The following is a 21,638-nucleotide window of genomic DNA, read 5'->3' as shown; positions in this document are numbered from 1 at the left end:
GGTGTTGCTGGATGGTTGCTGAAAATAGCAGCAATAAAAGTGGACTGAATGGTCAAAATCGGTGCACGAAAAAACCGCAGTCGTGCGCAATCAGGGTGCAGAGAGTCGTGTCGGCGCTGGGCTTTTGCTATGCTGATGGCGTGAAAAGAAGGAGATAACGAATGGCACAGGGCGGCGTGAAAAAGATCGGCAAACGCTCACAGGCGGTGAGCGCGAAAAAAGAGGCTATCCTGGCCGCCGCGCTGGACGCGTTCTCGCAGTTTGGTATCCACGGTACCCGGCTTGAGCAGGTCGCCGAACTGGCCGGGGTATCGAAAACGAACCTGCTCTACTACTACCCGTCGAAAGAGGCGCTGTATATTGCCGTTCTGCAGCAGATTCTGGCTATCTGGCTGGCGCCGCTAAAGGCCTTTCGCGAAGATATCAGCCCGCTGGTGGCCATCGGCGAATATATCCGCCTTAAGCTGGAGGTTTCCCGCGATCACCCGCAGGCGTCAAGGCTGTTCTGCCTGGAGATGCTGCAGGGCGCGCCGCTGCTGATGGGCGAGCTGACCGGCGATCTGAAAGCGCTGGTGGATGAAAAGTCGGCGATTATTTCCGGCTGGGTCGAGAGCGGCAGGCTGGCGCCGGTTGACCCGCAGCATCTGATCTTTATGATCTGGGCGACCACACAGCATTACGCCGATTTCGCCACTCAGGTTGAGGCGGTAACCGGCGCGACGCTGCGCGATGAGGCGTTTTTTCAGCAAACCGTCGATAACGTCCAGCGGATGATTATCGAAGGGATTCGCGTACGTTAATTGGCGGGCGGCAGCGGGCAGCTCTGATCGCCATCCTCGCACTGCAGCAGCGAGGCGAGGAACGATTCGCGCTCGACGGTTTTATCGGACATGCACTGGTTGATCAGCATCGGCTGTACGCTGCCGCCTTCAGCGCCGGAGGCGAGGAATTGACAGTCGGCGTCGCGCAGGGCAATCCACGACAGCTGCGCTTTTTTCAGCAACTCCTGCTGCTTGCCGGAGGCGCGCTTCAGCGCTTCCTGATACGTTTCATTTAGTTTTTTGTCGTCAGCCTGGTACCGCTCGGCGGTGCACTGGTTCATTTCCGTTTGATTGCTGGCGTTGCTGCATTCGTCCGCCAGCGCATGGGTGCTTGCCAGCAGCGCGGCAAAAGCGAGTAAAGTGCGTTTCATTGGTCAACTCCCATAAAAAAAGCTCCCGTCCGGGAGCCTTAATTAACCACAGCCTGCGTCTGGTGTCATTAGCTGACGTTGTGCCGTCTGCTTTCCCGGGTGCGGCGCAAAGCGCCTTGCCGGGGCTACTGATAGTGCGGGCTGTGGTTGGGTAGCCCGGGTAAGGCATCAGCCGCAACCCGGGAAGCAGGCTTAGCCAATCGTCATCAGGCTGGCGTTGCCGCCGGCCGCGGCGGTATTGACGCTGAGCGAACGTTCAATATAGAGGCGCTCCAGCAGCAGATTGCTCTCGCCGCGGGCGAAGCCCTGCACCGACACGATCGCGCCATCGCGCGCCGCCACCTGTTCGCACAGCTCCCGCAGCTGATCGGAATCGCCGTGGTAGATAACCGCATCGAAAGGCTCGGTCGTCAGGGTTTCCGCTTTGGCGAAGTGGATCCGCGCGCTGACCTCACGCGGCAGCTTTTTCGCCAGCTCGCGCTGCAGAGGGGCGTCCGGCCACAGCACTTCGCAGCCCACGGCGGTCACGCCCGCCAGCTGGGTGAGCGCGTCCTGCTCATTATCGGCCACGCACAGCACGCGGTCGCGCGGCATAAAGGTCAGGGTGTTGCGCTCGCCGGTTGGCCCCGGCAGCAGACGCTGGGTTCCGGCCTGCGCCTGCTCGCTGAACTGCTGGCACAAAGCCTGCAGCTCCGGGCGATCCGCCGCCCACTGCTGTAAAGCGACCAGCGGTTTTTCCAGCAGCGTCTTCAGCTGCGCGTCCAGCGGATACTCCGCGTCCTGGCGGGCGAGGGTAATCCCGACGGCGTTCTGCGGGCGGCTGGAGAGCAGTCGATACAGATACAGCGGGCCGCCGGCTTTTGGACCCGTACCCGACAGGCCCTCGCCGCCGAACGGCTGCACGCCGACCACGGCGCCGACCATATTACGGTTGACGTACAGGTTGCCGACGTTGGCGCTGCCGGTGACCTGAGCGATGGTTTCGTCAATACGGGTATGCACGCCGAGGGTCAGACCGTAGCCGGAGGCGTTAATCTGTTTGACCAGCCCGTCCAGCTCGTTGCGGTTATAGCGCACTACGTGCAGCACCGGGCCGAAGACCTCTTTTTTCAGCTCATCGAAGCTGTCGAGCTCAATCAGCGTCGGCGGAACGAAAGTACCGCTGGTCCACTCGCGGGAATCTTCGCCGTTTTCGCGCACCGCCTGGAAGACTTTGCGCCCTTTGGCGCGCAGCGTCTGGATGTGGCGCTCAATATTCTCTTTGGCTTCGGCGTCAATCACCGGCCCGATATCGGTGGTCAGACGGCCCGGATTGCCCATCCGGCACTCGGCCATCGCGCCGCGCAGCATGGTCAGCGTATGATCGGCGATATCATCCTGCAGGCAGAGTACGCGCAGGGCGGAGCAGCGCTGCCCCGCGCTGTCGAACGCCGAGGCGAGCACATCGATCACCACCTGCTCGGTTAATGCTGAAGAGTCGACGATCATCGCGTTCATGCCGCCGGTTTCGGCGATCAGCGGCGTCGGACGACCCTGAGCATCCAGCCGGCTGGCGATATTGCGCTGCAGCAGGGTGGCGACTTCGGTTGAGCCGGTAAACATCACGCCGCGTACGCGTTCGTCGGAAGTCAGCGCGGCGCCGACGGTTTCCCCGCGGCCCGGCAGCAGCTGAATAACCCCCGGCGGTACGCCCGCTTCCAGCAGGATCGCCACGCCCTGAGCGGCGATGAGCGGCGTCTGCTCGGCCGGTTTTGCCAGCACGGTATTGCCTGCCGCCAGCGCGGCGGCAATTTGTCCGCTAAAGATCGCCAGCGGGAAGTTCCACGGGCTGATACAGACGACCGGGCCCAGCGGGCGATGGGTTTCGTTGTCAAAATCGTTGCGCACCTGACCGGCGTAGTAGTGGAGGAAGTCCACCGCTTCGCGCACTTCGGCAATGGCGTTGCTGAAGGTTTTCCCCGCTTCGCGCACCAGGATGCCCATCAGGGTCGGCATCTGGCCTTCCATCAGCACCGCGGCGCGTTCGAGGATCGCCGCGCGCTCCTGCGGCGGGGTGGCGAACCAGATTGGCGCGTTGTTAACCGCGCTGGTCAGCGCCTGCTGAACTTCGTCCTCGCTGGCTTCGCGCACGTAGCCGACGATATCTTTTGGCTCCGCCGGGTTCACGACCGGCTGCATTTCGCCTTCGGCCACCGGGTGCTCCAGCATCGGCAGTGCCTGCCATTTATGCAGCGCGCTGTTTAATAACGAGGAGGAGAGGGAGGCCAGACGATGCTCGTTGGCGAGATCCAGACCGGCTGAATTGCTGCGGTCTTTGCCGTAAAGGTCGCGCGGCAGCGGGATTTTCGGGTGCGGAAGACCCACCTGGCCCTCCTGCTGGGCCAGTTTTTCCACCGCGGCGACCGGGTCGGCAACCAGTTCATCCAGCGGCAGGGTGCTGTCGGCAATCCGGTTCACGAACGAGGTGTTGGCGCCGTTTTCCAGCAGACGACGCACAAGGTAGGCCAGCAGCGTTTCGTGGGTGCCGACCGGCGCGTAGATACGGCACGGGCGGTTGAGTTTGCCATCGGCGACTTTACCGGTCACCTGCTCGTACAGCGGCTCGCCCATGCCGTGCAGGCACTGGAATTCGTACTGTCCCGGGTAGTAGTTCTGCCCGGCCAGCTGATAAATTGCCGCCAGGGTGTGGGCGTTATGGGTCGCGAACTGCGGATAGATCAGGCTCGGCACCGCCAGCAGCTTTTTCGCACAGGCCAGATAGGAGACGTCGGTGTAGACCTTGCGGGTATAGACCGGATAGCCTTCGAGACCGTCCATCTGCGCGCGTTTGATTTCGCTGTCCCAGTAGGCGCCTTTGACCAGACGAATCATCAGGCGGCGACGGCTGCGGGTCGCGAGGTCGATCAGGTAGTCAATCACGAACGGGCAGCGTTTCTGATAGGCCTGGATCACAAAGCCAATCCCGTTCCAGCCCGCCAGCTCCGGTTCAAAGCAGAGTTTTTCCAGCAGATCGAGAGAGATCTCCAGGCGATCGGCCTCTTCGGCGTCAATGTTGATACCGATATCGTACTGGCGCGCCAGCAGGGTCAGCGATTTCAGGCGCGGGTAAAGCTCTTCCATCGCGCGGTCGTACTGGGCGCGGCTGTAGCGCGGGTGCAGCGCGGAGAGCTTAATCGAAATGCCCGGTCCTTCATAAATGCCCCGTCCGTTGGAGGCTTTGCCGATGGCGTGGATCGCCTGCTGGTAGGAGACCATATAGGCCTGGGCATCGTCGGCGGTCAGCGCCGCTTCGCCCAGCATATCGTAGGAGTAGCGGAAGCCTTTGTCTTCCAGCTTGCGGGCGTTGGCCAGCGCTTCGGCGATGGTTTCGCCGGTGACGAACTGCTCGCCCATCAGGCGCATCGCCATATCGACGCCTTTACGAATCAGCGGTTCGCCGCTTTTGCCGATAATACGGTTCAGCGAGCGCGACAGGCTGGTTTCGTTGTGGGTCGAGACCAGCTTGCCGGTAAACAGCAGCCCCCAGGTGGCGGCGTTGACGAACAGCGACGGGCTGCGGCCGATATGCGACTGCCAGTTGCCGTTGCTGATTTTGTCGCGGATCAGGGCATCGCGGGTGGCTTTGTCGGGAATGCGCAGCAGCGCTTCCGCCAGGCACATCAGGGCCACGCCTTCCTGCGAGGAGAGCGAGAACTCCTGCAGCAGGCTCTGCACCATTCCGGCGCGGCCGCTGGCGGTTTTCTGATTGCGCAGCTTCTCCGCCAGCTGATAGGCGAGCTTGTGCGCCTGTTCGCCGAGAGTCTGCGGCAGGCGAGCCTGCTCCAGCAGCATCGGCACGGCGTCGGTTTCGGCCCAGCGCCAGGCGGCGGTGATCGACGCGCGGGAAACGGACTGCGGCAGGATCTGCTCGGCGAAATCGAGGAAGGGCTGATAAGGTTCGTCAGCCGGATGACCGGCTTCATCGCTTTCGTTCGCCGCGCCGGACAGCAGCGCCGGCAGCTCCGGCAGCGTCTCGTCGTTTTCCAGCTTTTCCAGATAGTTGAAAATGGCCTGTTTAATCAGCCAGTGCGGCGTGCGGTCAATACGGCTCGCCGCGGATTTAATGCGTTCACGCGTCGCGTCGTCAAGTTTTACACCCATGGTGGTGGTGCCCATGTCAAGAACTCCTGTAATAGAACGTCTTCGTGCCAAGATGAGGTTGCGTAGAAATATCTACCATGTTGCAACTTTGTGCAACCTTGTTAATTGAGAATTGTGTGACAGGTAGAAAAATGCCGGGAATGTTAAAAATGATGATGAAAATAGCAGGTATTTATCCCCTGTCTAATAAGGTATTTCTATGCGTCACTTAACACTTTTGCGTGGTGCAACCGCTAAAAACGTGAGAGAGTGCAACCTATAACAAAATGAAGTTTGGTCCCGGAAGCATTTCGTGTAAATGCTGTGTTAAATCGTTTGTGAAAAAACAAAGCTTCCGTCAGGATACGGTCGCCCAATACAACCAATAGGCCATTGCCCCGTTCCGGTAGTGGATAAAACGACAAATTTGGACGCTGTCGACAAAAATTCTGGAGATTTTTACATGGCTATTAGCACACCCATGTTGGTGACTTTTATTGTTTATATTTTTGGCATGGTACTCATCGGCTTTATTGCCTGGCGCTCGACAAAGAACTTTGATGATTATATTCTCGGCGGCCGCAGCCTTGGCCCATTCGTCACCGCGCTCTCCGCCGGAGCCTCCGATATGAGCGGCTGGCTGCTGATGGGGCTACCGGGGGCAATATTTATTTCCGGTATTTCCGAAAGCTGGATTGCCATTGGCCTGACGTTAGGCGCATGGATTAACTGGAAGCTGGTGGCGGGGCGTTTGCGGGTGCATACCGAGGCGAATAATAACGCCCTGACGCTGCCGGATTATTTCACCGGCCGTTTTGAAGATAAAAGCCGCGTGCTGCGCATTATCTCGGCGCTGGTCATTTTGTTATTTTTCACCATCTATTGCGCTTCCGGTATTGTGGCCGGCGCGCGTCTGTTTGAAAGCACCTTTGGCATGAGCTACGAAACCGCGCTGTGGGCCGGGGCGGCGGCAACCATTATTTATACCTTTGTCGGCGGCTTCCTCGCGGTAAGCTGGACCGATACCGTTCAGGCGAGCCTGATGATATTCGCCCTGATCCTGACGCCGGTGATGGTGGTGATTTCCGTCGGCGGGTTTGGCGATTCTCTGGAAGTGATTAAGCAAAAGAGCATTGAGAACGTTGATATGCTCAAAGGCCTGAACTTCGTGGCGATTATTTCGTTGATGGGCTGGGGCCTGGGCTATTTTGGTCAGCCGCATATTCTGGCGCGCTTTATGGCGGCGGATTCGCATCACAGCATCGTTCACGCCCGTCGCATCAGCATGACCTGGATGATCCTCTGCCTGGCGGGCGCCGTGGCCGTCGGTTTCTTCGGAATTGCCTACTTCAATAACAACCCGGCCGTTGCCGGTGCGGTTAATCAGAACGCTGAACGCGTCTTTATCGAACTGGCGCAGATTCTGTTCAACCCGTGGATTGCCGGGATCCTGCTGTCGGCGATTCTGGCGGCGGTGATGTCCACCCTGAGCTGCCAGCTGCTGGTGTGTTCAAGCGCCATTACTGAAGATCTTTATAAAGCGTTTTTGCGTAAAAATGCCGGGCAGAAAGAGCTGGTATGGGTAGGACGCTTTATGGTGCTGCTCGTCGCGTTAATTGCGATCGCCCTGGCGGCCAACCCGGAAAACCGCGTGCTGGGTCTGGTGAGCTACGCATGGGCAGGCTTTGGCGCGGCGTTTGGCCCGGTGGTGCTGTTCTCGGTGATGTGGTCACGAATGACCCGTAACGGTGCGCTGGCCGGGATGATCATCGGCGCCTTAACGGTCATTATCTGGAAGCAGTTCGGCTGGCTGGGCCTGTATGAAATCATCCCAGGCTTTATCTTTGGTAGCCTGGGGATTGTGGTCTTCAGCCTGCTGGGTAAAGCGCCCTCCGCCGAGATGCAGCGACGCTTCGCCGAAGCGGACGCCCATTATCACTCCGCGCCGCCGGTGCGCGCGACAGCCGAGTAATCCTCTGCAACCCCATCAAGCCCGCGTAATGCGGGCTTTGTTATTTATGCCTCTTGCTAATGGCTTGAAAATACGCTGATATCTCAGCACAAATAACAATGAGGGTAGCAAAATGAGTTTCAAACAGGGTGCAGTGGCGCTGGTACTGGCAGGGATATTAAGCGGCTGCGTAGCGCCCGCCGCGAAGAGGGCTCCGGCGGCGGACGCTAACGCCTGCCCGGCGGATAACGCCATGGTGCAAACCACGCTTTATTTCGGCTTAAGCCGTCCGGCCGGGAAGGATATTACCGCGCAGGAGTGGCAGCAGTTCGTTGACCGCGACGTGACGCCGCGCTTTCGCGATGGCCTGACGGTCTTTGACGCGCGCGGGCAGTGGCTGGGCAATGACGGTACCGTGGCGCGCGAGCAGAGCAAAGCGCTGATGCTGATTCACGGCAAAGATGAGAAGAGCGAAGAGGGGATTGAGGCGCTGCGCACGACCTATAAATCACGCTTTGCTCAGGAGTCGGTGATGCGCGTTGACCAGCCGGTCTGCGTACATTTTTAATTTGAATCAGGTGATATTCCCGGGTTGCGGCTAACGCCTTACCCGGGCTACATAGCTACGCGGGCCTGTTACCCCGGGGTAACAGGCCAAACGCGCTTCGGTTACAGTACCAGCCCCGCAAAGCTGGCGGAGAGCAGGCTGACCAGCGTTGCGCCATACACCAGGCGCAGGCCAAAGCGGGAAACGATATTCCCCTGCTGCTCGTTCAGGCCTTTAATCGCCCCGGCGATAATGCCGATAGAGGCAAAGTTGGCGAAGGAAACCAGGAACACGGATAAAATTCCCAGCCCGCGCGGCGTCATGCTGGCGGCTATTTTTTGCAGCTCAATCATGGCGACAAATTCATTGGCCACCAGTTTCGTCGCCATAATACTCCCGGCGTTCAGCGCATCGCTAAGCGGAATGCCAATCAGCCACGCCAGGGGATAAAAGACGTAGCCGAGGATCTGCTGGAAGCTCAGGCCAAATATCGTGGCGAACAGGGCATTTATGGCGCTAATTAAGGCGATAAAACCAATCAGCATCGCCAGAATAATCATCGCGACTTTAAAACCGGCCAGAATATATTCACCGAGCATTTCAAAGAAGCTCTGGGATTCATGCAGTTTTTCAAGCTTGATCTCCTCCTCGCTGCCCGGACGCGTCGGGTTAATGATCGACAGCACAATAAAGGTGCTGAACATATTCAGGATCAGCGCGGCAACGACGTATTTCGCGTCGAGCATACTCATATAAGCGCCGACGATGGAGAGCGACACCGTCGACATCGCGGTGGCCGACATGGTGAACAGGCGGCGGGAAGAGAGATCGCCGAGCACGCCTTTATAGGCAATAAAGTTCTCTGATTGACCGAGAATCAGCGAACTGACCGCGTTGAAGGACTCCAGCTTACCCATACCGTTAACCTTTGACAGCAGGGTGCCAATCAGGCGAATAAAAATTGGCAGAATACGCCAGTGCTGAAGAATACCGATGAGCGCGGAGATAAAGACAATGGGGCACAGCACGCCAAGGAAAATAAACGCCAGCCCTTTTTCACTCATGCCGCCAAATACAAAGTTGGTGCCTTCGGCGGCAAAGCCGAGCAGTGATTCAAAGAAGGATGCGATATTTTTCACTAGCCACAGGCCGCTTTCGGCGTGGAGAAAAAAGAAAGCCAGGGCAACTTCAATAATAATTAACTGGATAATATAGCGAATGCGGATTTTTTTACGGTCGTAGCTGGCAAGCCAGGCAAGGGCGAGGATAACCACCAGCGCCAGCAGGAAGTGCAAGAATTGAGTCATGTCGTTTATTTCGCAGGTCAATAAGGCCGCCATTTAGCCACAGCTGGGCAGCCGGGTAAATATCTGGCGCAAAAAATCCCGTCCTCCTGCCCCGAGCGGCCTGGGCTGCGAGATAATCGCGCAAGTCATTATTTGTTCGCGACTGATTTACAAATCGTCATCATTCACTCCACATTTCACTTGTGTTTCTGATTATTGTAATGATAATCACTATCATAAATATTTACCTATCTTTGCATCAGTTGACTGCGGTTCACATTTAAGGGTGTTGGCATGTTTGTCCCATTTCTCATCATGTTACGTGAAGGCCTGGAAGCTGCGCTGATTATCAGCCTGATTGCCAGCTATCTGAAACGCACCCAGCGCGGTAGCTGGATTGGCGTCATGTGGATTGGGGTGCTGCTTGCGGCGGCGCTGTGCCTGGGCCTCGGAATTTTTATCAACGAAACCACCGGCGAGTTTCCGCAGCGCGAGCAGGAGCTGTTCGAAGGCATCGTGGCGGTGGTGGCGGTGTGCATTCTGACCTGGATGGTGTTCTGGATGCGTAAGGTGTCGCGCAACGTCAAACAGCAGCTTGAGCAGGCGGTTGATAATGCCCTCCAGCGTGGAAATAACCACGGCTGGGCGCTGGTGATGATGGTTTTTTTCGCCGTCGCGCGTGAAGGCCTGGAATCGGTCTTCTTCCTGCTCGCCGCTTTCCAGCAGGATGTCGGAATCTGGCCGCCCATCGGCGCGATGCTCGGTCTGGCGACGGCCATCGTTTTAGGGTTCCTGATCTACTGGGGCGGCATCCGCATGAATCTCGCCGTCTTTTTCAAATGGACCAGCCTGTTTATTTTACTGGTGGCCGCAGGCCTCGCCGCGGGGGCTATCCGCGCCTTCCATGAGGCCGGACTGTGGAACCATTTCCAGGCGGTCGCCTTCGACCTGAGCAACGTCATTTCGACGCACACCCTATTCGGCACGCTGCTGGAAGGGATCTTCGGCTATCAGGAAACGCCGACCGTCAGCGAAGTGGCGGTCTACTTTATCTATTTGATCCCGGCGCTGGTGCTGTACGTCTCGCCGCCGGGTAAAAAAACCACCGCATCCCGGGCAGCGTAGTCGGGCATCGCGGATTGCAATAGTGACAACATACTTATCGAAAGGGATGGTCATGATGAATCATTTTCGTCGTAATGCGCTGCAGCTTACGCTTGCTGCGCTGTTCAGCTCGGCTTTTTACGCCCAGGCGGCCGATATTCCGCAGGTCAAAGTGACCGTCACCGACAAACAGTGCGAGCCGATGAACGTCACCGTGAAGGCGGGTAAAACCCAGTTCATCATTCAGAACCACAGCCAGAAAGCGCTGGAGTGGGAGATTCTGAAAGGGGTGATGGTGGTGGAAGAGCGGGAGAATATCGCCCCCGGCTTTACGCAAAAGCTGACGGCCAACCTGCAGCCGGGTGAATATGATATGACCTGCGGCCTGCTGACTAACCCGAAAGGCAAACTGACGGTGACCGGCGAGGCGACCAAAGATGCCGCCAAAGCCGATGCGCTGCTCAGCCTGGGTGAAGCTATTACCGCCTATAAAGCCTGGGTCACCGCCGAGACCGCGGAGCTGGTTAGCGGCACGAAAGCCTTTACCGATGCGGTGAAAGCGGGCGATATCGAGAAGGCGAAAGCGCTGTACGCGCCGACGCGCCAGCACTATGAACGTATTGAACCGATCGCCGAACTGTTCTCCGATCTCGATGGCAGCATTGACGCCCGCGAGGATGACTACGAGAAAAAAGCCGAAGATCCGAAATTCACCGGCTTCCACCGGCTGGAAAAAGCGCTGTTTGGCGATAACAGCGTCAAGGGAATGGATAAGTATGCCGATCAATTAAATGCTGACGTTCTCGAGCTGCAAAAACGCATTAGCGAACTGGCGTTTCCGCCGTCAAAAGTGGTCGGCGGCGCGGCCGGTCTGATTGAAGAAGTGGCCGCCAGCAAAATCAGCGGAGAAGAAGATCGCTACAGCCATACCGACCTGTGGGATTTCCAGGCCAACATTGACGGCGCGCAGAAAATCGTCGACCTGCTGCGTCCGCAGCTGCAAAAAGAGAACAGCGCGCTGCTGGCGAAGGTGGATGCCAACTTCAAAAAGGTGGACGCCATTCTCAGCAAATACCGCACCAAAGATGGCTTTGAGACCTATGACAAGCTGACGGATGCCGATCGTAACGCGCTGAAAGGCCCGATCACCACGCTGGCGGAAGATTTGGCCCAGCTGCGCGGGATCCTGGGTCTGGACTAAGGCGATGGCTGAGCAAAAATATGATGTTAATCAACCGTCCCGGCGGCGGTTGTTAAAAGGGATTGGCGCGCTTGGCGGCGCGCTGGCGATATCCGGCGGCTGCCCGGTGGCGCACGCGGCAAAAGACAATAGCTCTCCGGGCACGATGTCGCCGGATGCGCGTCAGGAAGCGCAGCCGTTTTATGGTCCACATCAGGCAGGAGTGCTGACTCCGCAGCAGGCGTCGATGATGATTGTCGCCTTTGATGTGCTGGCCAGCGATAAAGCGGACCTTGAGCGGCTGTTTCGCCTGCTGACCCGGCGTATCGCCTTTCTGACCAAAGGCGGTCCCGCGCCGGAGACGCCGAACCCGCGGCTGCCGCCGATGGACTCAGGCATTCTCGGGCCGTGGATCGCCCCGGATAATCTGACGATCACCGTCTCGGTGGGGCATTCGCTGTTTGACGAGCGTTTCGGCCTGGCTCATCAGGCGCCGAAGAGGCTGCAAAAGATGACGCGTTTTCCGAACGATTCGCTGGATGCGGCGCTGTGCCACGGCGATCTGCTGCTGCAAATTTGCGCCAACACCCAGGATACGGTGATTCACGCCCTGCGGGATGTGATTAAGCACACCCCGGATTTGCTCAGCGTGCGCTGGAAGCGGGAAGGGTTTATCTCCGACAGCGCCGCGCGCAGCAAGGGTAAAGAGACGCCGGTGAATCTGCTGGGCTTCAAAGACGGCACCGCGAATCCGGTGAGCACCGATAAGGCGCTAATGGATAAAGTGGTGTGGGTCACCGCCGACCAGGGAGAGCCAGCGTGGGCGACGGGCGGCAGCTATCAGGCGGCGAGGATTATTCAGTTCCACGTTGAGTTCTGGGATCGCACGCCGCTGAAAGAGCAGCAGACTATTTTTGGCCGCGATAAACTGAGCGGCGCGCCGCTTGGGATGCAGCACGAGCACGATGTCCCGGATTACAGCAAAGACCCTGACGGCGATACCATTGCGCTCGATAGCCATATCCGTCTGGCGAACCCGCGTACCCCGGAAACCGAATCCAGCCTGATGATGCGCCGGGGCTATAGCTATTCGCTGGGGGTGACCAATTCCGGTCAGCTGGACATGGGGCTGCTGTTTGTTTGCTACCAGCACGATCTGCAAAAAGGCTTCCTGACGGTGCAAAAGCGCCTGAATGGAGAAGCGCTGGAGGAGTACGTGAAGCCCATTGGCGGCGGCTATTTCTTTGTTCTGCCGGGGGTTATCGACGATCGGCATTATCTCGGGCAATCGCTGCTCGAAGCCTGACGTACCTGCCCGCAAGGGCAGGGCGTTTTCTGCTGTTTTTCCATTCATTTTTTGTATTTCCTGCCTTGTTTCATTTTTCTGTAATCTTATAGTCGGAAACTCTCCTCAGCTGCGATGAGAATTATTTGTTGTCTGTGTGTGAAAAATAAGTTGCGCTTAGAATTATTTCTGATGTACTTATTACAGGCGCGGTAGTTCTCGGCAGTAGTCTCGTTTCATTATGGAGATCGCGAATGCCCGATTGCTGTAACGGAAAACGTCAAACCCCAGACCGTACTTATCAGCACGGGAGCCCAACTTCCGGCCGCGATTTTCACACCGCAAAATCCTCCTCCTCTATCAAAGAAAACCAGAACCCAGGCAAGGTTACCGGTGCGCGTAGCCGTGACCCTCTGCCAATTCGTCAGGCAAGCAATGGCTTACAAGGAAGCCAAACCTCAATCGTTAGTGCGCATAATCGCGTCGATCGTGGCGCGTGTGATGTAAACCAACAACGCAAGGTGCTATCCATGGGAAGACAAAAAGCAGTGACCAGAGCTCGTCGTGAGGCCAAACGTGTGCTGAGACAGGATTCGCGAAGCCATAAGCAGCGCGAAGAAGAATCGGTCACATCGCTTGTGCAAATGAGTGGCGTAGAAGCCATTGGCATGGCGCGGGATAGCCGCGACGCATCGCCAATCGAAGCGCGCAATGACGCTCAGGCGCATTATTTGAATGCCATCGACAATAAACAGCTGATCTTCGCCACGGGCGAGGCCGGGTGCGGTAAGACCTGGATTAGCGCGGCAAAAGCAGCTGAAGCCCTGATCCATAAGGATGTGGACAGAATTATTGTTACCCGTCCCGTTCTGCAGGCCGACGAAGATCTCGGCTTCTTACCGGGAGATATCGCCGAGAAGTTTGCTCCCTATTTCCGACCGGTCTATGACGTGCTGGTGAGAAGGCTAGGGGCTTCCTTTATGCAGTACTGCCTGCGTCCGGAAATCGGCAAGGTGGAAATCGCGCCGTTCGCCTATATGCGCGGACGTACATTTGAAAATGCGGTGGTGATTCTGGACGAGGCCCAGAACGTGACCGCTGCGCAAATGAAGATGTTTTTGACCCGCCTCGGGGAGAACGTGACGGTTATCGTCAACGGCGACATTACCCAGTGCGATTTACCTTCAGGCGTACGGTCGGGTCTGACCGATGCGCTGGCGCGTTTTGAAGAGGATGAGATGGTGGGTATTGTGCGCTTTACAACCGATGATTGCGTGCGCTCAACGCTTTGCCAGCGCGCGCTGAAAGCCTACTACTGAGTACTTCTGCGTCTGCAAAGCCCGGGTGACCGGGCTTTGTTTTTGCTGCACTACAGAAGAGCCTGCAGTGAAGGAGCGGCCATCGTGGCTTCAAAAGGAACGATCTCGACTTTCGCTACGCCCGATTGCTGAAATGGATCCTGGCTCAGCCAGTTTTGCAGCCCATCCATATCATCGCCTTTAGCCAGAATCACGCCGCCGGACCTGGGGATTTTACGCCCCGAAGCGAGAAATATTCCGTCAGCATAGCCTTGCTTTAGCCATTCCACGTGCGCAGCAAGCTGGGCGTCTACCTGATCAAGCGGTTTAACGTAAGTCAGAACAACAACGGCAATGGTGCTCATTTTCCTTCCTTAACATTTAAATGTAACGCTGCAGAAGCTTATCATTCACGTGAACAGCGCTTCAGGTTTTTTTAATCAACTGACGCGGTGGGTGTCTGGACGAGCGCAGGATCGATTAAAATGTCCAGGTGATTGCCGCGGTCACGGAACCTTCATTGCGCCGTGAGACTATCGGGCTGTCAGCGGCGTGTTCTCCGAGCCAGGTATAGCCGGCGCTGAGCGTGGAACCCCAATGCTCGTCATATTGATGGCTCCAGGTCAGCGCGTTGTCGATGCCGTAAAATCCGCCGGGTGCGCGATAGGGGCGATAGCCGGAACGGGCGCTCTGCCGTTGATCGACCCCGTAAAAGGTATTGGCGTACCGGCCGTCGCCAAACAGCGCGGCGGACTGTAGGGCAACGATATCCTGCGAGTTCTGGAGCAGCAGGAGGGTTGCGGAGGTCTGATAATGCACGCCCTGGGCGTCGGTGAGCGGAAGCGTAGCCTTACCTTCAACGGTGAGCCACGGCGTGACCGACCAGCCGACGGCGAAGGCGGTATTCATGGTGGCTTTAATATTACCCATCCCCTTCAGCGTATTCGCCCCATCGCGCCAGCCTGAGTTTTTTTCCGCTCGCCCGAGGTCATAACCGAGCGTGTGCTCGAAGTAGAGACCGCTGTCGCCAGCCAGGTCATAGCCTATGCCTTTTTGGCTATCAATAAAGAAAGCGCCTTTCCGCCCCTGTAGTACGGGAACCACCTGCCAACTCTGCTTGTCAGAGCCGCTGTAACGAGGCGCGTATTTTCCGCCCACCCCGATAGTCAGCCCATCGGAAGGCGCGGCGGCTTCATCGGCACGCGCGCCGGGTGTTATCGCCATTAAAAACGGCACGACCATATACGGCGAAATTTTTCTGGCTATCATACTGTTCTCCACGTGGACGCGGGCGCCGTCGATAAGGACGCGCCGCAGAATGCCGGTGCAGTATGGTTTTGCTAAATCAATGAACGGTCGGGATAGTGTTAAGAAACGGTCAAGGTGAACAGATGTTGTCCAGAAGAGTGTTGATAATTGAAGATGACGCCGACGCGGCCGGGGTGCTTGAGGCCTATTTACGCCGGGAAAACTATGATGTGGCGGTCACCGTGGATGGCCTCGCTGGGCTGGATATGGCGCAGCGCTGGAAACCCGATCTGATTCTGCTGGACGTGATGCTGCCCGGGCTGAACGGCACCGAGGTGCTGGCCAGCCTGCGGCGGAAAAGCGATGTGCCGGTGATTATGGTTACCGCGATGGGGGATATGCCCGATCGTATTGGCGCGCTGCGCTATGGCGCCGACGATTATGTGGTGAAACCTTATCATCCCGGCGAAGTGGTGGCGCGAGTTCAGGCCGTGCTCCGGCGGAGCCGCAAAGCGGAGACGCAGGAAGACATTCTGCGCTGGCAGGGGCTGGAGGTGGACGTCGCTGCCATCGTCGCGGCCGTCAGCAATCCGGGGGAACCTGTCCATATTCTCGATCTTACCCCGACCGAGTTTTCGCTTCTGGCTACGCTGATGCGCGCCCCCGTCCGTCCCTTTTCGCGACAGTATCTGCTGGAGCGCTGCCTTCCTGAGAGCGAAGCGCTTGAGCGCGTGGTGGATACGCATATTTATAACCTGCGTAAAAAACTGGAGGGGGCGGGGGTATCCGGGGTGCTAGTCAACGTTCGCGGCGTGGGCTACAGGTTCAGACAGCCATGATGAAGACCCGTCACTCCTCTCTCTGGCGCTGGATTTGCGGGCGCATTCTGGCGCTGGCCATCGGCAGCGTGATGGTTATCGCCACCTGTATGTGGCTGCGTTTCGCCGTGCAAAACTATTGGATCATGCACAAAATGCCGCCCGCTTTGCGGGAGGAATTCATTGCGCTCAGCCGCAATCCGGAGGCCAACCCGGCGCGTTTTCATCAGATTGTCGATACCTGGTGGGGATTGAGCTATTCCACGCCCTCTATCGCCTCGGCGGACTGGGTGACCGTGGCGGTGCTGGTGCTGGTCATGATCCCCTTCATTGTCGTTATGGGGCTCCGCTACGCCCGTCCACTCTCGCTGCAGTTCAGCCGTCTTCGTGATGCGGCGAAGGACGTCACCGGGGGGCAATTTGGCCGCCAGGCGGAGCTGATTGAGGACGCGCCAGCGGAAATGATCCGCTTTGCTGCCGACTTTAACAAAATGACCGGCCAGCTGGCCCGCTATGATAAAGAACTCCGCGCCTCGCATGTTGCGATGGCGCATGAGCTTCGCTCCCCGCTGACGGCGGCGATTGGCCGTCTGCAGGGCATGCTGGATGGCGTTTTTGATACCCAGCCGCAGCAGCTGGAGATGGTGATGAAACAACTCCAGCATTTGAATCGATTGACCGATGAGCTGCATCTGCTTTCCCTGGCGGATGCCGGCAATCTGGTGCTCGATGAGCGGCCATTTTGTCTGGATGAGCTCCTTCAGGAGCGAGCCGCATGGTTAACGCCGCAGGCGGACGCGCAGAGCGTGACGATCGCCATTCAGCCGTCGCCGTCCTGTCCCTTCCGCGGCGATGCTTTTCGCATGGGCCAGGTATTTAGCGTACTGATGGAAAATGCCGTACGCTACGGGCGCAGGGGGGGACATCTGGCAATTACGTTGCGCCGCGGCGAGGGCGCTTACGCCATTGATTTTGTCGATGACGGGCCCGGCGTGGCGAGGCATTTTTTACCGGATATGTTTGAACGTTTTACCCGCGAGGAGGCGTCCCGCGCCAGACACTCCGGCGGCAGCGGCCTCGGATTATCCATTGCGCGCGCTATCTGCGTGGCGCACGGGGGGCGCATCAGCGCGTCGCTACCGGCGAGCGGCGGCCTGCAGATTCGCGTTGTTCTGCCGTACGCTCCCGCCGCAGAAGAAAACAGCCTGCCTTGATAATCCCTTGACACAACATCGAGCCATTCTCGATGAATGTGTCATGTAATGGCGCCATTTCCCGAACGGAGTGGCGTTATGTTATATGAGTTAGTTCTTTCCCTTCGTCAGTGCGTGTACGCTTTGCTCGGCGCAGAACGGACGCTATCCTGGTTTGCGCTGTTGCCGCCGATCGTACTGATCCTGATGATCGTACCGCTTGTGGGCTGCGGCGATAAAAGCGCCGAAAAGCCCGCGCCGGCCCGCCCGGTGCGCTACGTGGTGGTGGGTTCCCCGGCGACGCTTCCCGCTCTGGAAAGAACGGGCGAAATCCACGCGCATGATGAGACGGCCCTGAGCTTTCGTACGGCGGGCAGGATGCTGACGCGCGCGGTGGATGTCGGCGATCGGGTCAACTACGGGCAGCTGCTGGCGACGCTTGAAGAGACCAGCGCGCGAAATCAGCTGGACAGCGCGACGGCTGATGATGAGAGCGCTCGAGCGACCGCCCGGGTCGCCGCGCTGAACGTTAACCGGATGCAGAAGCTCATCGCCACGGGCGCAATCGCCCGCTCTCAGCTGGACAGCGCGCAGGCGGACTGGCTGGTCGCCAGCGCCCGGGTGAAGAGCAGCGAGGCCGCTTTGCGCAACGCCAGGGAAAGCCTGGGCTGGACGCGTCTTACTTCGCCGGGTGAGGGGGTTATCACGGCGGTCAGCGCCTCTCCCGGTCAGGTGGTCAGCGCCGGAGAGACGGTGGTGACGCTGGCGGCGGGTCAGGCGCGCGATGTGGTGTTTGATATCCCGGATCCCGCTAAGGTTGAGGCGCAAAGGGCGGAAGAATTTCAGGTTGCTTTGCTCAGCGATGCCGGGGTGAAGGCCTATGCTGTTTTGCGTGATATTAGCCCACAGGCCGATCCCCAGACCCGGACATGGCGCGTCAGGGCAACGCTCAAGAAACCGCCCGCCGCGATGGCGCTGGGCGCCAGCGTCACGGTAAGGCTGCCGTCATCAGGCTCGACGGGGTACGCCATACCGGCTTCTGCGCTGAGCCGCTGCGGAGATAAACCGGCCGTCTTTGTGATTACCCCGCAGATGCAGGCGCAGCTGCGCGTTGTCGTTCTCGCCAGCTACACGGCTTCTTCCGCGATCATCGCCTCCGGCCTTGTGCCCGGCGATCGGGTTATTACCGCCGGCGTTAGCAAACTGCGCCCGGGCGAAAAAGTCGTCGCCGGAGAGAGGCTGCCGTGAAAATAGCGCCGTCAAAAAATCGCTTTAACCTTTCTGCATGGGCGCTGGAAAACCCGCAAATGGTCAGTTTCTTTATGCTGCTGATTATGGTTATCGGTTCGCTCAGCTATACGCTGCTGCCGCGAAATGAAGATCCGGCTTTCACTATCAAAACGGCGGTAGTCTCGGCGCAGTGGCCGGGCGCGTCGGTAACGGATACCACGCATCTGGTGACGGATGTCCTGGAGAAAAAATTACAGGAAACGCCCTGGCTCGATTATATCGAAAGTGAAACCCGAGCCGGGCAAACGGTTATCTATATTAATCTCCGCGATGACACCCCGGCGCACAACGTCCCGGCGATCTGGTACCAGATCCGCAAAAAAATGCAGGATATTGCGCCATCGCTGCCGGAAGGCGCGCAGGGACCGAGCGTGAACGATGAGTTTGACGACACGTACGGCACCATTTACGGATTTATCCCTGACGGATATAGCCTTGAAGAGGTGCGACAGCGGGTGGAGACGATCCGCCGTGAACTGATGTCCGTGCCGGATATCGGCAAAACGGTCCTCCTTGGCGAGCCGCAGGAGCAGATAGTCATCGCTTTTTCGCCCGCCCGGCTGGCCGGTATGGGGCTTACCATTCAGCAGGTTGCGGACGCTCTGAAGGCCCAGAATGCCGTGGCGCCGGCAGGAACCCTGCGCACCGGGCAGGAGAATATCACGCTAAACGTCAGCGGGGCCCTCAGGAGCGAAGCGAGCCTGCGCGCCGTCATCCTGCACATCAACGATCGCTATCTTCCCCTGACCGATATTGCCACGATTGAAAGAAGCGCGGCCGAACCGCCTTCAGCGGCGTTTCGCGTTAACGGACGTCCTGCCGTTGGGCTGGCGATTTCCATGGCGCCGACGGGCAATATGCTGCGCTTTGGCGAGACGCTGAATAACAGAATGCGCGCCATCGGCGCCGGGCTGCCGCACGGCATCGAGATAGTTAAAGTGGCTGACCAGTCGGCGGTGGTCAGCGGCGCCGTAAGCGGGTTTGTCCGGGTACTGGTGGAAGCCGTGCTGATTGTGCTGGCGGTTTCTTTTGTCTCGCTGAGATTAAGGGCCGGGCTGGTGGTGGCCGCGGCGATCCCGCTGGTGCTGGCGTTGACCTTTGCCGGGATGCTGCTGGCAGGCATTGGTCTACAGCGCATCTCTCTCGGGGCCCTGATCGTTGCGCTAGGGCTGCTGGTGGATGATGCCATGATCGCCGTGGAAACCATGGTATCCCGGCTTGAGGCCGGCGATACGCGACGGCAGGCGGCGACGTACGCTTTCCAAACCACGGCATTTCCGATGTTGACCGGTACGCTGGTCATGATTGCCGGGTTTATTCCCGTCGGTTTTGCCTCATCCAGCGCGGGCGAATACTGCTTTTCGCTGTTTGCCGTGGTGCTGATGGCGCTTCTGAATTCATGGGTCGTGGCGATTCTGTTCTCCCCTTTGACCGGAACGTGGCTGCTGCCGGAAAAGCTGAAACATCGTGCCGCAGGCCCGGGCCGCATGGCGCGGGGATATGGACGACTTCTGCGTACGGTACTGCGCCACCGGCTTGCCACCCTTGGGATTGCGCTGGCCGCGCTGGGGCTGTCGGTGTACGGGACCACGTTTATGCAGGGGGAGTTTTTCCCTTCATCTGATCGCCCGGAGCTGCTGGTCAGCCTGACGCTTCCGGCCAATGCTTCGCAGACGGAAACGGAGAAACAAACGGAGAGGCTGGAAAGGGCGCTCGCCGGGAATCGCAATATTGACCATTATTCGACCTATATTGGGGCGGGCGCCATCCGCTTTTATCTGCCGATGGATGTTCTGCTGGATAATGAAAATACGGCGCAGCTGGTGGTGGTGGCGAAAGACCTGGCCGCCCGCGACCGCCTGCGGGAACAGTTAAACACGCTGCTGGCCACGCAATTCAGCGATCTGACCTCGCGCGTTTCGCCTCTGGAGCTAGGGCCTCCGGTGGGCTGGCCGATCAAATACCGGGTCAGCGGGCCTGATTATCTCAAGGTCAGAGAGTATGCCGGGCGTCTGGCCGAGGCGATAGGGCGCTCGCCGTTAACCCGGGAGGTAAATCAGACCGCCGGCGAGCCGGAGAGAACCATCGTCCTGCAGGTGAACCAGACTGCCGCGCGGGCGGCGGGAGTGTCATCGCAGAGTCTGGCGCAGACGCTTAATACCGTCTGGTCAGGCACGACGGTCACATCGCTGAGAGACAATGACCGGCTGGTTGATGTGGTGCTGCGGGCGAACGACAGCGAGCGATTGAATCTTGCCACCCTGTCATCGCTGACGGTTGAGGGGCGCGGTGGAGAAAAAGTTCCCCTCAGCGCGGTGGCCACGCCAACCTGGCGAGTGGACGATCCGGTGCTCTGGCGTCGGCAAAGATTGCCGTTTATCACCGTACAAACCGACCTCGCGCCGGGAATGCGGGCAGAAGGCGTATCGAACGGTCTGCGCCTGACGGTGGATCAACTGCGCGCGGGTTTACCCACCGGTTACAGCATTGTCGAAGGCGGAGTGGTCGCGGAGTCCGAAAAAGGCAACAGCTCGGTATTGAATATTTTACCCGTCACCCTCGGCATTATGCTGTTATTACTGATGCTTCAGCTGCGGCGCTATTCTCGTATGCTGCTGGCTCTGTTCATGGCCCCGTTCGGCTTGCCGGGGATTGTTATGGCCATGCTGCCGGGCGACACGCCAATGGGATTTGTGGCTCTGCTCGGCGTCATCGCGCTGGCGGGGATGATTATCCGCAATGCCGTGATACTTATCACTGAAGTCGACGGCAATCAGGCTCAGGGCATGGAAAGCGATGCCGCTATTATTGCCGCCGCAGAGCACCGGGCCAGGCCGATATTTCTGACCGCCTGCGCCGCGATACTGGGTATGGTCCCCATCTCTCATCAGGTATTCTGGGGACCGATGGCGTATGCCATCATTGGCGGGCTGATTGTCGCGACGCTCGTCACGTTAACCGTGCTGCCGGCGTCCTTTAGCCTGCTGCTGGAGAGGGGAGGATACCGGGAAAAACGTCCCGCCGCTTAATAACACTGGATGGCCGGGGGCGACCCCGGTCGGGGTGCAACAGGCGAAAAAAAAGCCCGTACTTGCGTACGAGCTCTTCTTAAAATATGGCGGTGAGG

The 21,638-nt window shown here is 58.4% G+C and carries 16 protein-coding genes; 11 read left to right on the top strand and 5 right to left on the bottom strand.

Going from position 1 to position 21,638, the window contains the following annotated elements; all coding sequences use genetic code 11:
* The first annotated feature begins 161 nt into the window (after nt 1-161).
* Nucleotides 162-800: an HTH-type transcriptional regulator RutR gene (rutR, locus tag ABLU67_RS21295; RefSeq protein WP_004849813.1), complete on the top strand. Its 639-nt coding sequence runs from the start codon at nt 162-164 to the stop codon at nt 798-800.
* On the opposite strand, the gene ABLU67_RS21290 is transcribed toward rutR, so the two are convergent.
* Together ABLU67_RS21290 and putA are read right to left on the bottom strand one after the other, a co-directional pair.
* Nucleotides 797-1,192, bottom strand: a complete 396-nt coding sequence (locus ABLU67_RS21290) for a lysozyme inhibitor LprI family protein (protein WP_014228800.1) — start codon at nt 1,190-1,192, stop codon at nt 797-799. The genes rutR and ABLU67_RS21290 overlap by 4 nt on opposite strands.
* Nucleotides 1,193-1,384: 192 nt before the next feature.
* Nucleotides 1,385-5,347 (bottom strand): trifunctional transcriptional regulator/proline dehydrogenase/L-glutamate gamma-semialdehyde dehydrogenase, encoded by a 3,963-nt coding sequence (putA, locus tag ABLU67_RS21285; RefSeq protein ID WP_032749626.1) that lies wholly within the window; start codon nt 5,345-5,347, stop codon nt 1,385-1,387.
* A gap of 427 nt (nt 5,348-5,774) precedes the next feature.
* Between putA and putP the strand changes: the two genes are divergently transcribed.
* Together putP and ABLU67_RS21275 are read left to right on the top strand one after the other, a co-directional pair.
* Entirely contained in the window at nt 5,775-7,283 is a 1,509-nt protein-coding gene (gene putP, locus ABLU67_RS21280) for a sodium/proline symporter PutP (RefSeq protein ID WP_047724109.1), read from the top strand.
* Nucleotides 7,284-7,395: 112 nt separating this feature from the next.
* Nucleotides 7,396-7,830 (top strand): DUF3574 domain-containing protein, encoded by a 435-nt coding sequence (locus tag ABLU67_RS21275; protein WP_025106253.1) that lies wholly within the window; start codon nt 7,396-7,398, stop codon nt 7,828-7,830.
* Nucleotides 7,831-7,931: 101 nt separating this feature from the next.
* Here ABLU67_RS21275 and ABLU67_RS21270 read toward each other — a convergent pair whose 3' ends face one another.
* Complete coding sequence (locus ABLU67_RS21270; RefSeq protein WP_014228804.1) at nt 7,932-9,116, bottom strand: nucleoside transporter C-terminal domain-containing protein; 1,185 nt, start codon at nt 9,114-9,116, stop codon at nt 7,932-7,934.
* Between the two features lie 273 nt (nt 9,117-9,389).
* Between ABLU67_RS21270 and efeU the strand changes: the two genes are divergently transcribed.
* From efeU to phoH, 4 genes are all read left to right on the top strand, one after another.
* Nucleotides 9,390-10,220 (top strand): iron uptake transporter permease EfeU, encoded by an 831-nt coding sequence (gene efeU / locus ABLU67_RS21265; protein WP_348852525.1) that lies wholly within the window; start codon nt 9,390-9,392, stop codon nt 10,218-10,220.
* Between the two features lie 52 nt (nt 10,221-10,272).
* Nucleotides 10,273-11,400 (top strand): iron uptake system protein EfeO, encoded by a 1,128-nt coding sequence (gene efeO / locus ABLU67_RS21260; RefSeq protein WP_032749621.1) that lies wholly within the window; start codon nt 10,273-10,275, stop codon nt 11,398-11,400.
* A 4-nt stretch (nt 11,401-11,404) separates the two neighbouring features.
* On the top strand, nt 11,405-12,685 hold the full coding sequence (gene efeB, locus ABLU67_RS21255) for an iron uptake transporter deferrochelatase/peroxidase subunit (RefSeq protein WP_182094821.1): 1,281 nt from the start codon (nt 11,405-11,407) through the stop codon (nt 12,683-12,685).
* Between the two features lie 509 nt (nt 12,686-13,194).
* Nucleotides 13,195-13,983 (top strand): phosphate starvation-inducible protein PhoH, encoded by a 789-nt coding sequence (phoH, locus tag ABLU67_RS21250; protein ID WP_014228807.1) that lies wholly within the window; start codon nt 13,195-13,197, stop codon nt 13,981-13,983.
* 50 nt (nt 13,984-14,033) lie between these two features.
* Here the strand turns inward: phoH and ABLU67_RS21245 are convergent, their stop codons facing one another.
* Both ABLU67_RS21245 and ABLU67_RS21240 read right to left on the bottom strand, forming a co-directional pair.
* Nucleotides 14,034-14,327 carry a YciI family protein gene (locus tag ABLU67_RS21245; RefSeq protein ID WP_014838068.1) on the bottom strand — a complete coding sequence of 98 codons (294 nt, stop codon included), beginning with the start codon at nt 14,325-14,327 and terminating at the stop codon, nt 14,034-14,036.
* A 115-nt stretch (nt 14,328-14,442) separates the two neighbouring features.
* Nucleotides 14,443-15,231: a MipA/OmpV family protein gene (locus ABLU67_RS21240; protein ID WP_014228809.1), complete on the bottom strand. Its 789-nt coding sequence runs from the start codon at nt 15,229-15,231 to the stop codon at nt 14,443-14,445.
* Nucleotides 15,232-15,353: 122 nt separating this feature from the next.
* On the opposite strand from ABLU67_RS21240, the gene ABLU67_RS21235 reads away from it, so the two are divergent.
* The 4 genes from ABLU67_RS21235 to ABLU67_RS21220 all read left to right on the top strand — a co-directional run bounded on the left by ABLU67_RS21235 (nt 15,354) and on the right by ABLU67_RS21220 (nt 21,540).
* Complete coding sequence (locus ABLU67_RS21235) at nt 15,354-16,049, top strand: response regulator (protein ID WP_049079877.1); 696 nt, start codon at nt 15,354-15,356, stop codon at nt 16,047-16,049.
* Nucleotides 16,046-17,242, top strand: coding sequence for a HAMP domain-containing sensor histidine kinase (locus ABLU67_RS21230; protein WP_048263721.1), 1,197 nt, complete (start codon nt 16,046-16,048; stop codon nt 17,240-17,242). The genes ABLU67_RS21235 and ABLU67_RS21230 overlap by 4 nt, the downstream gene beginning before the upstream one ends.
* A gap of 78 nt (nt 17,243-17,320) precedes the next feature.
* Nucleotides 17,321-18,469: an efflux RND transporter periplasmic adaptor subunit gene (locus ABLU67_RS21225; RefSeq protein WP_032749614.1), complete on the top strand. Its 1,149-nt coding sequence runs from the start codon at nt 17,321-17,323 to the stop codon at nt 18,467-18,469.
* Nucleotides 18,466-21,540: an efflux RND transporter permease subunit gene (locus ABLU67_RS21220; RefSeq protein ID WP_348852524.1), complete on the top strand. Its 3,075-nt coding sequence runs from the start codon at nt 18,466-18,468 to the stop codon at nt 21,538-21,540. Before ABLU67_RS21225 ends, ABLU67_RS21220 begins: the two co-directional genes overlap by 4 nt.
* Nucleotides 21,541-21,638 lie beyond the last annotated feature (98 nt).

The organism is Klebsiella sp. GN_Kp190 (assembly GCF_040061795.1).
In the GTDB taxonomy this organism is placed as follows: domain Bacteria; phylum Pseudomonadota; class Gammaproteobacteria; order Enterobacterales; family Enterobacteriaceae; genus Klebsiella; species Klebsiella michiganensis.
This window is presented reverse-complemented; position numbering and strand designations above follow the sequence as displayed.

Bases quoted from the DNA above. Each gene is read 5' to 3' on its own strand.
- putP (WP_047724109.1), top strand. From the start codon at position 5,775: ATGGCTATTAGCACACCCATGTTGGTGACTTTTATTGTTTATATTTTT.
- efeU (WP_348852525.1), top strand. From the start codon at position 9,390: ATGTTTGTCCCATTTCTCATCATGTTACGTGAAGGCCTGGAAGCTGCG.
- ABLU67_RS21225 (WP_032749614.1), top strand. From the start codon at position 17,321: ATGTTATATGAGTTAGTTCTTTCCCTTCGTCAGTGCGTGTACGCTTTG.
- ABLU67_RS21270 (WP_014228804.1), bottom strand. From the start codon at position 9,116: ATGACTCAATTCTTGCACTTCCTGCTGGCGCTGGTGGTTATCCTCGCC.
- rutR (WP_004849813.1), top strand. From the start codon at position 162: ATGGCACAGGGCGGCGTGAAAAAGATCGGCAAACGCTCACAGGCGGTG.
- ABLU67_RS21290 (WP_014228800.1), bottom strand. From the start codon at position 1,192: ATGAAACGCACTTTACTCGCTTTTGCCGCGCTGCTGGCAAGCACCCAT.
- ABLU67_RS21230 (WP_048263721.1), top strand. From the start codon at position 16,046: ATGATGAAGACCCGTCACTCCTCTCTCTGGCGCTGGATTTGCGGGCGC.
- efeO (WP_032749621.1), top strand. From the start codon at position 10,273: ATGATGAATCATTTTCGTCGTAATGCGCTGCAGCTTACGCTTGCTGCG.
- ABLU67_RS21235 (WP_049079877.1), top strand. From the start codon at position 15,354: ATGTTGTCCAGAAGAGTGTTGATAATTGAAGATGACGCCGACGCGGCC.
- ABLU67_RS21245 (WP_014838068.1), bottom strand. From the start codon at position 14,327: ATGAGCACCATTGCCGTTGTTGTTCTGACTTACGTTAAACCGCTTGAT.
- phoH (WP_014228807.1), top strand. From the start codon at position 13,195: ATGGGAAGACAAAAAGCAGTGACCAGAGCTCGTCGTGAGGCCAAACGT.
- ABLU67_RS21240 (WP_014228809.1), bottom strand. From the start codon at position 15,231: ATGATAGCCAGAAAAATTTCGCCGTATATGGTCGTGCCGTTTTTAATG.
- ABLU67_RS21275 (WP_025106253.1), top strand. From the start codon at position 7,396: ATGAGTTTCAAACAGGGTGCAGTGGCGCTGGTACTGGCAGGGATATTA.
- putA (WP_032749626.1), bottom strand. From the start codon at position 5,347: ATGGGCACCACCACCATGGGTGTAAAACTTGACGACGCGACGCGTGAA.
- efeB (WP_182094821.1), top strand. From the start codon at position 11,405: ATGGCTGAGCAAAAATATGATGTTAATCAACCGTCCCGGCGGCGGTTG.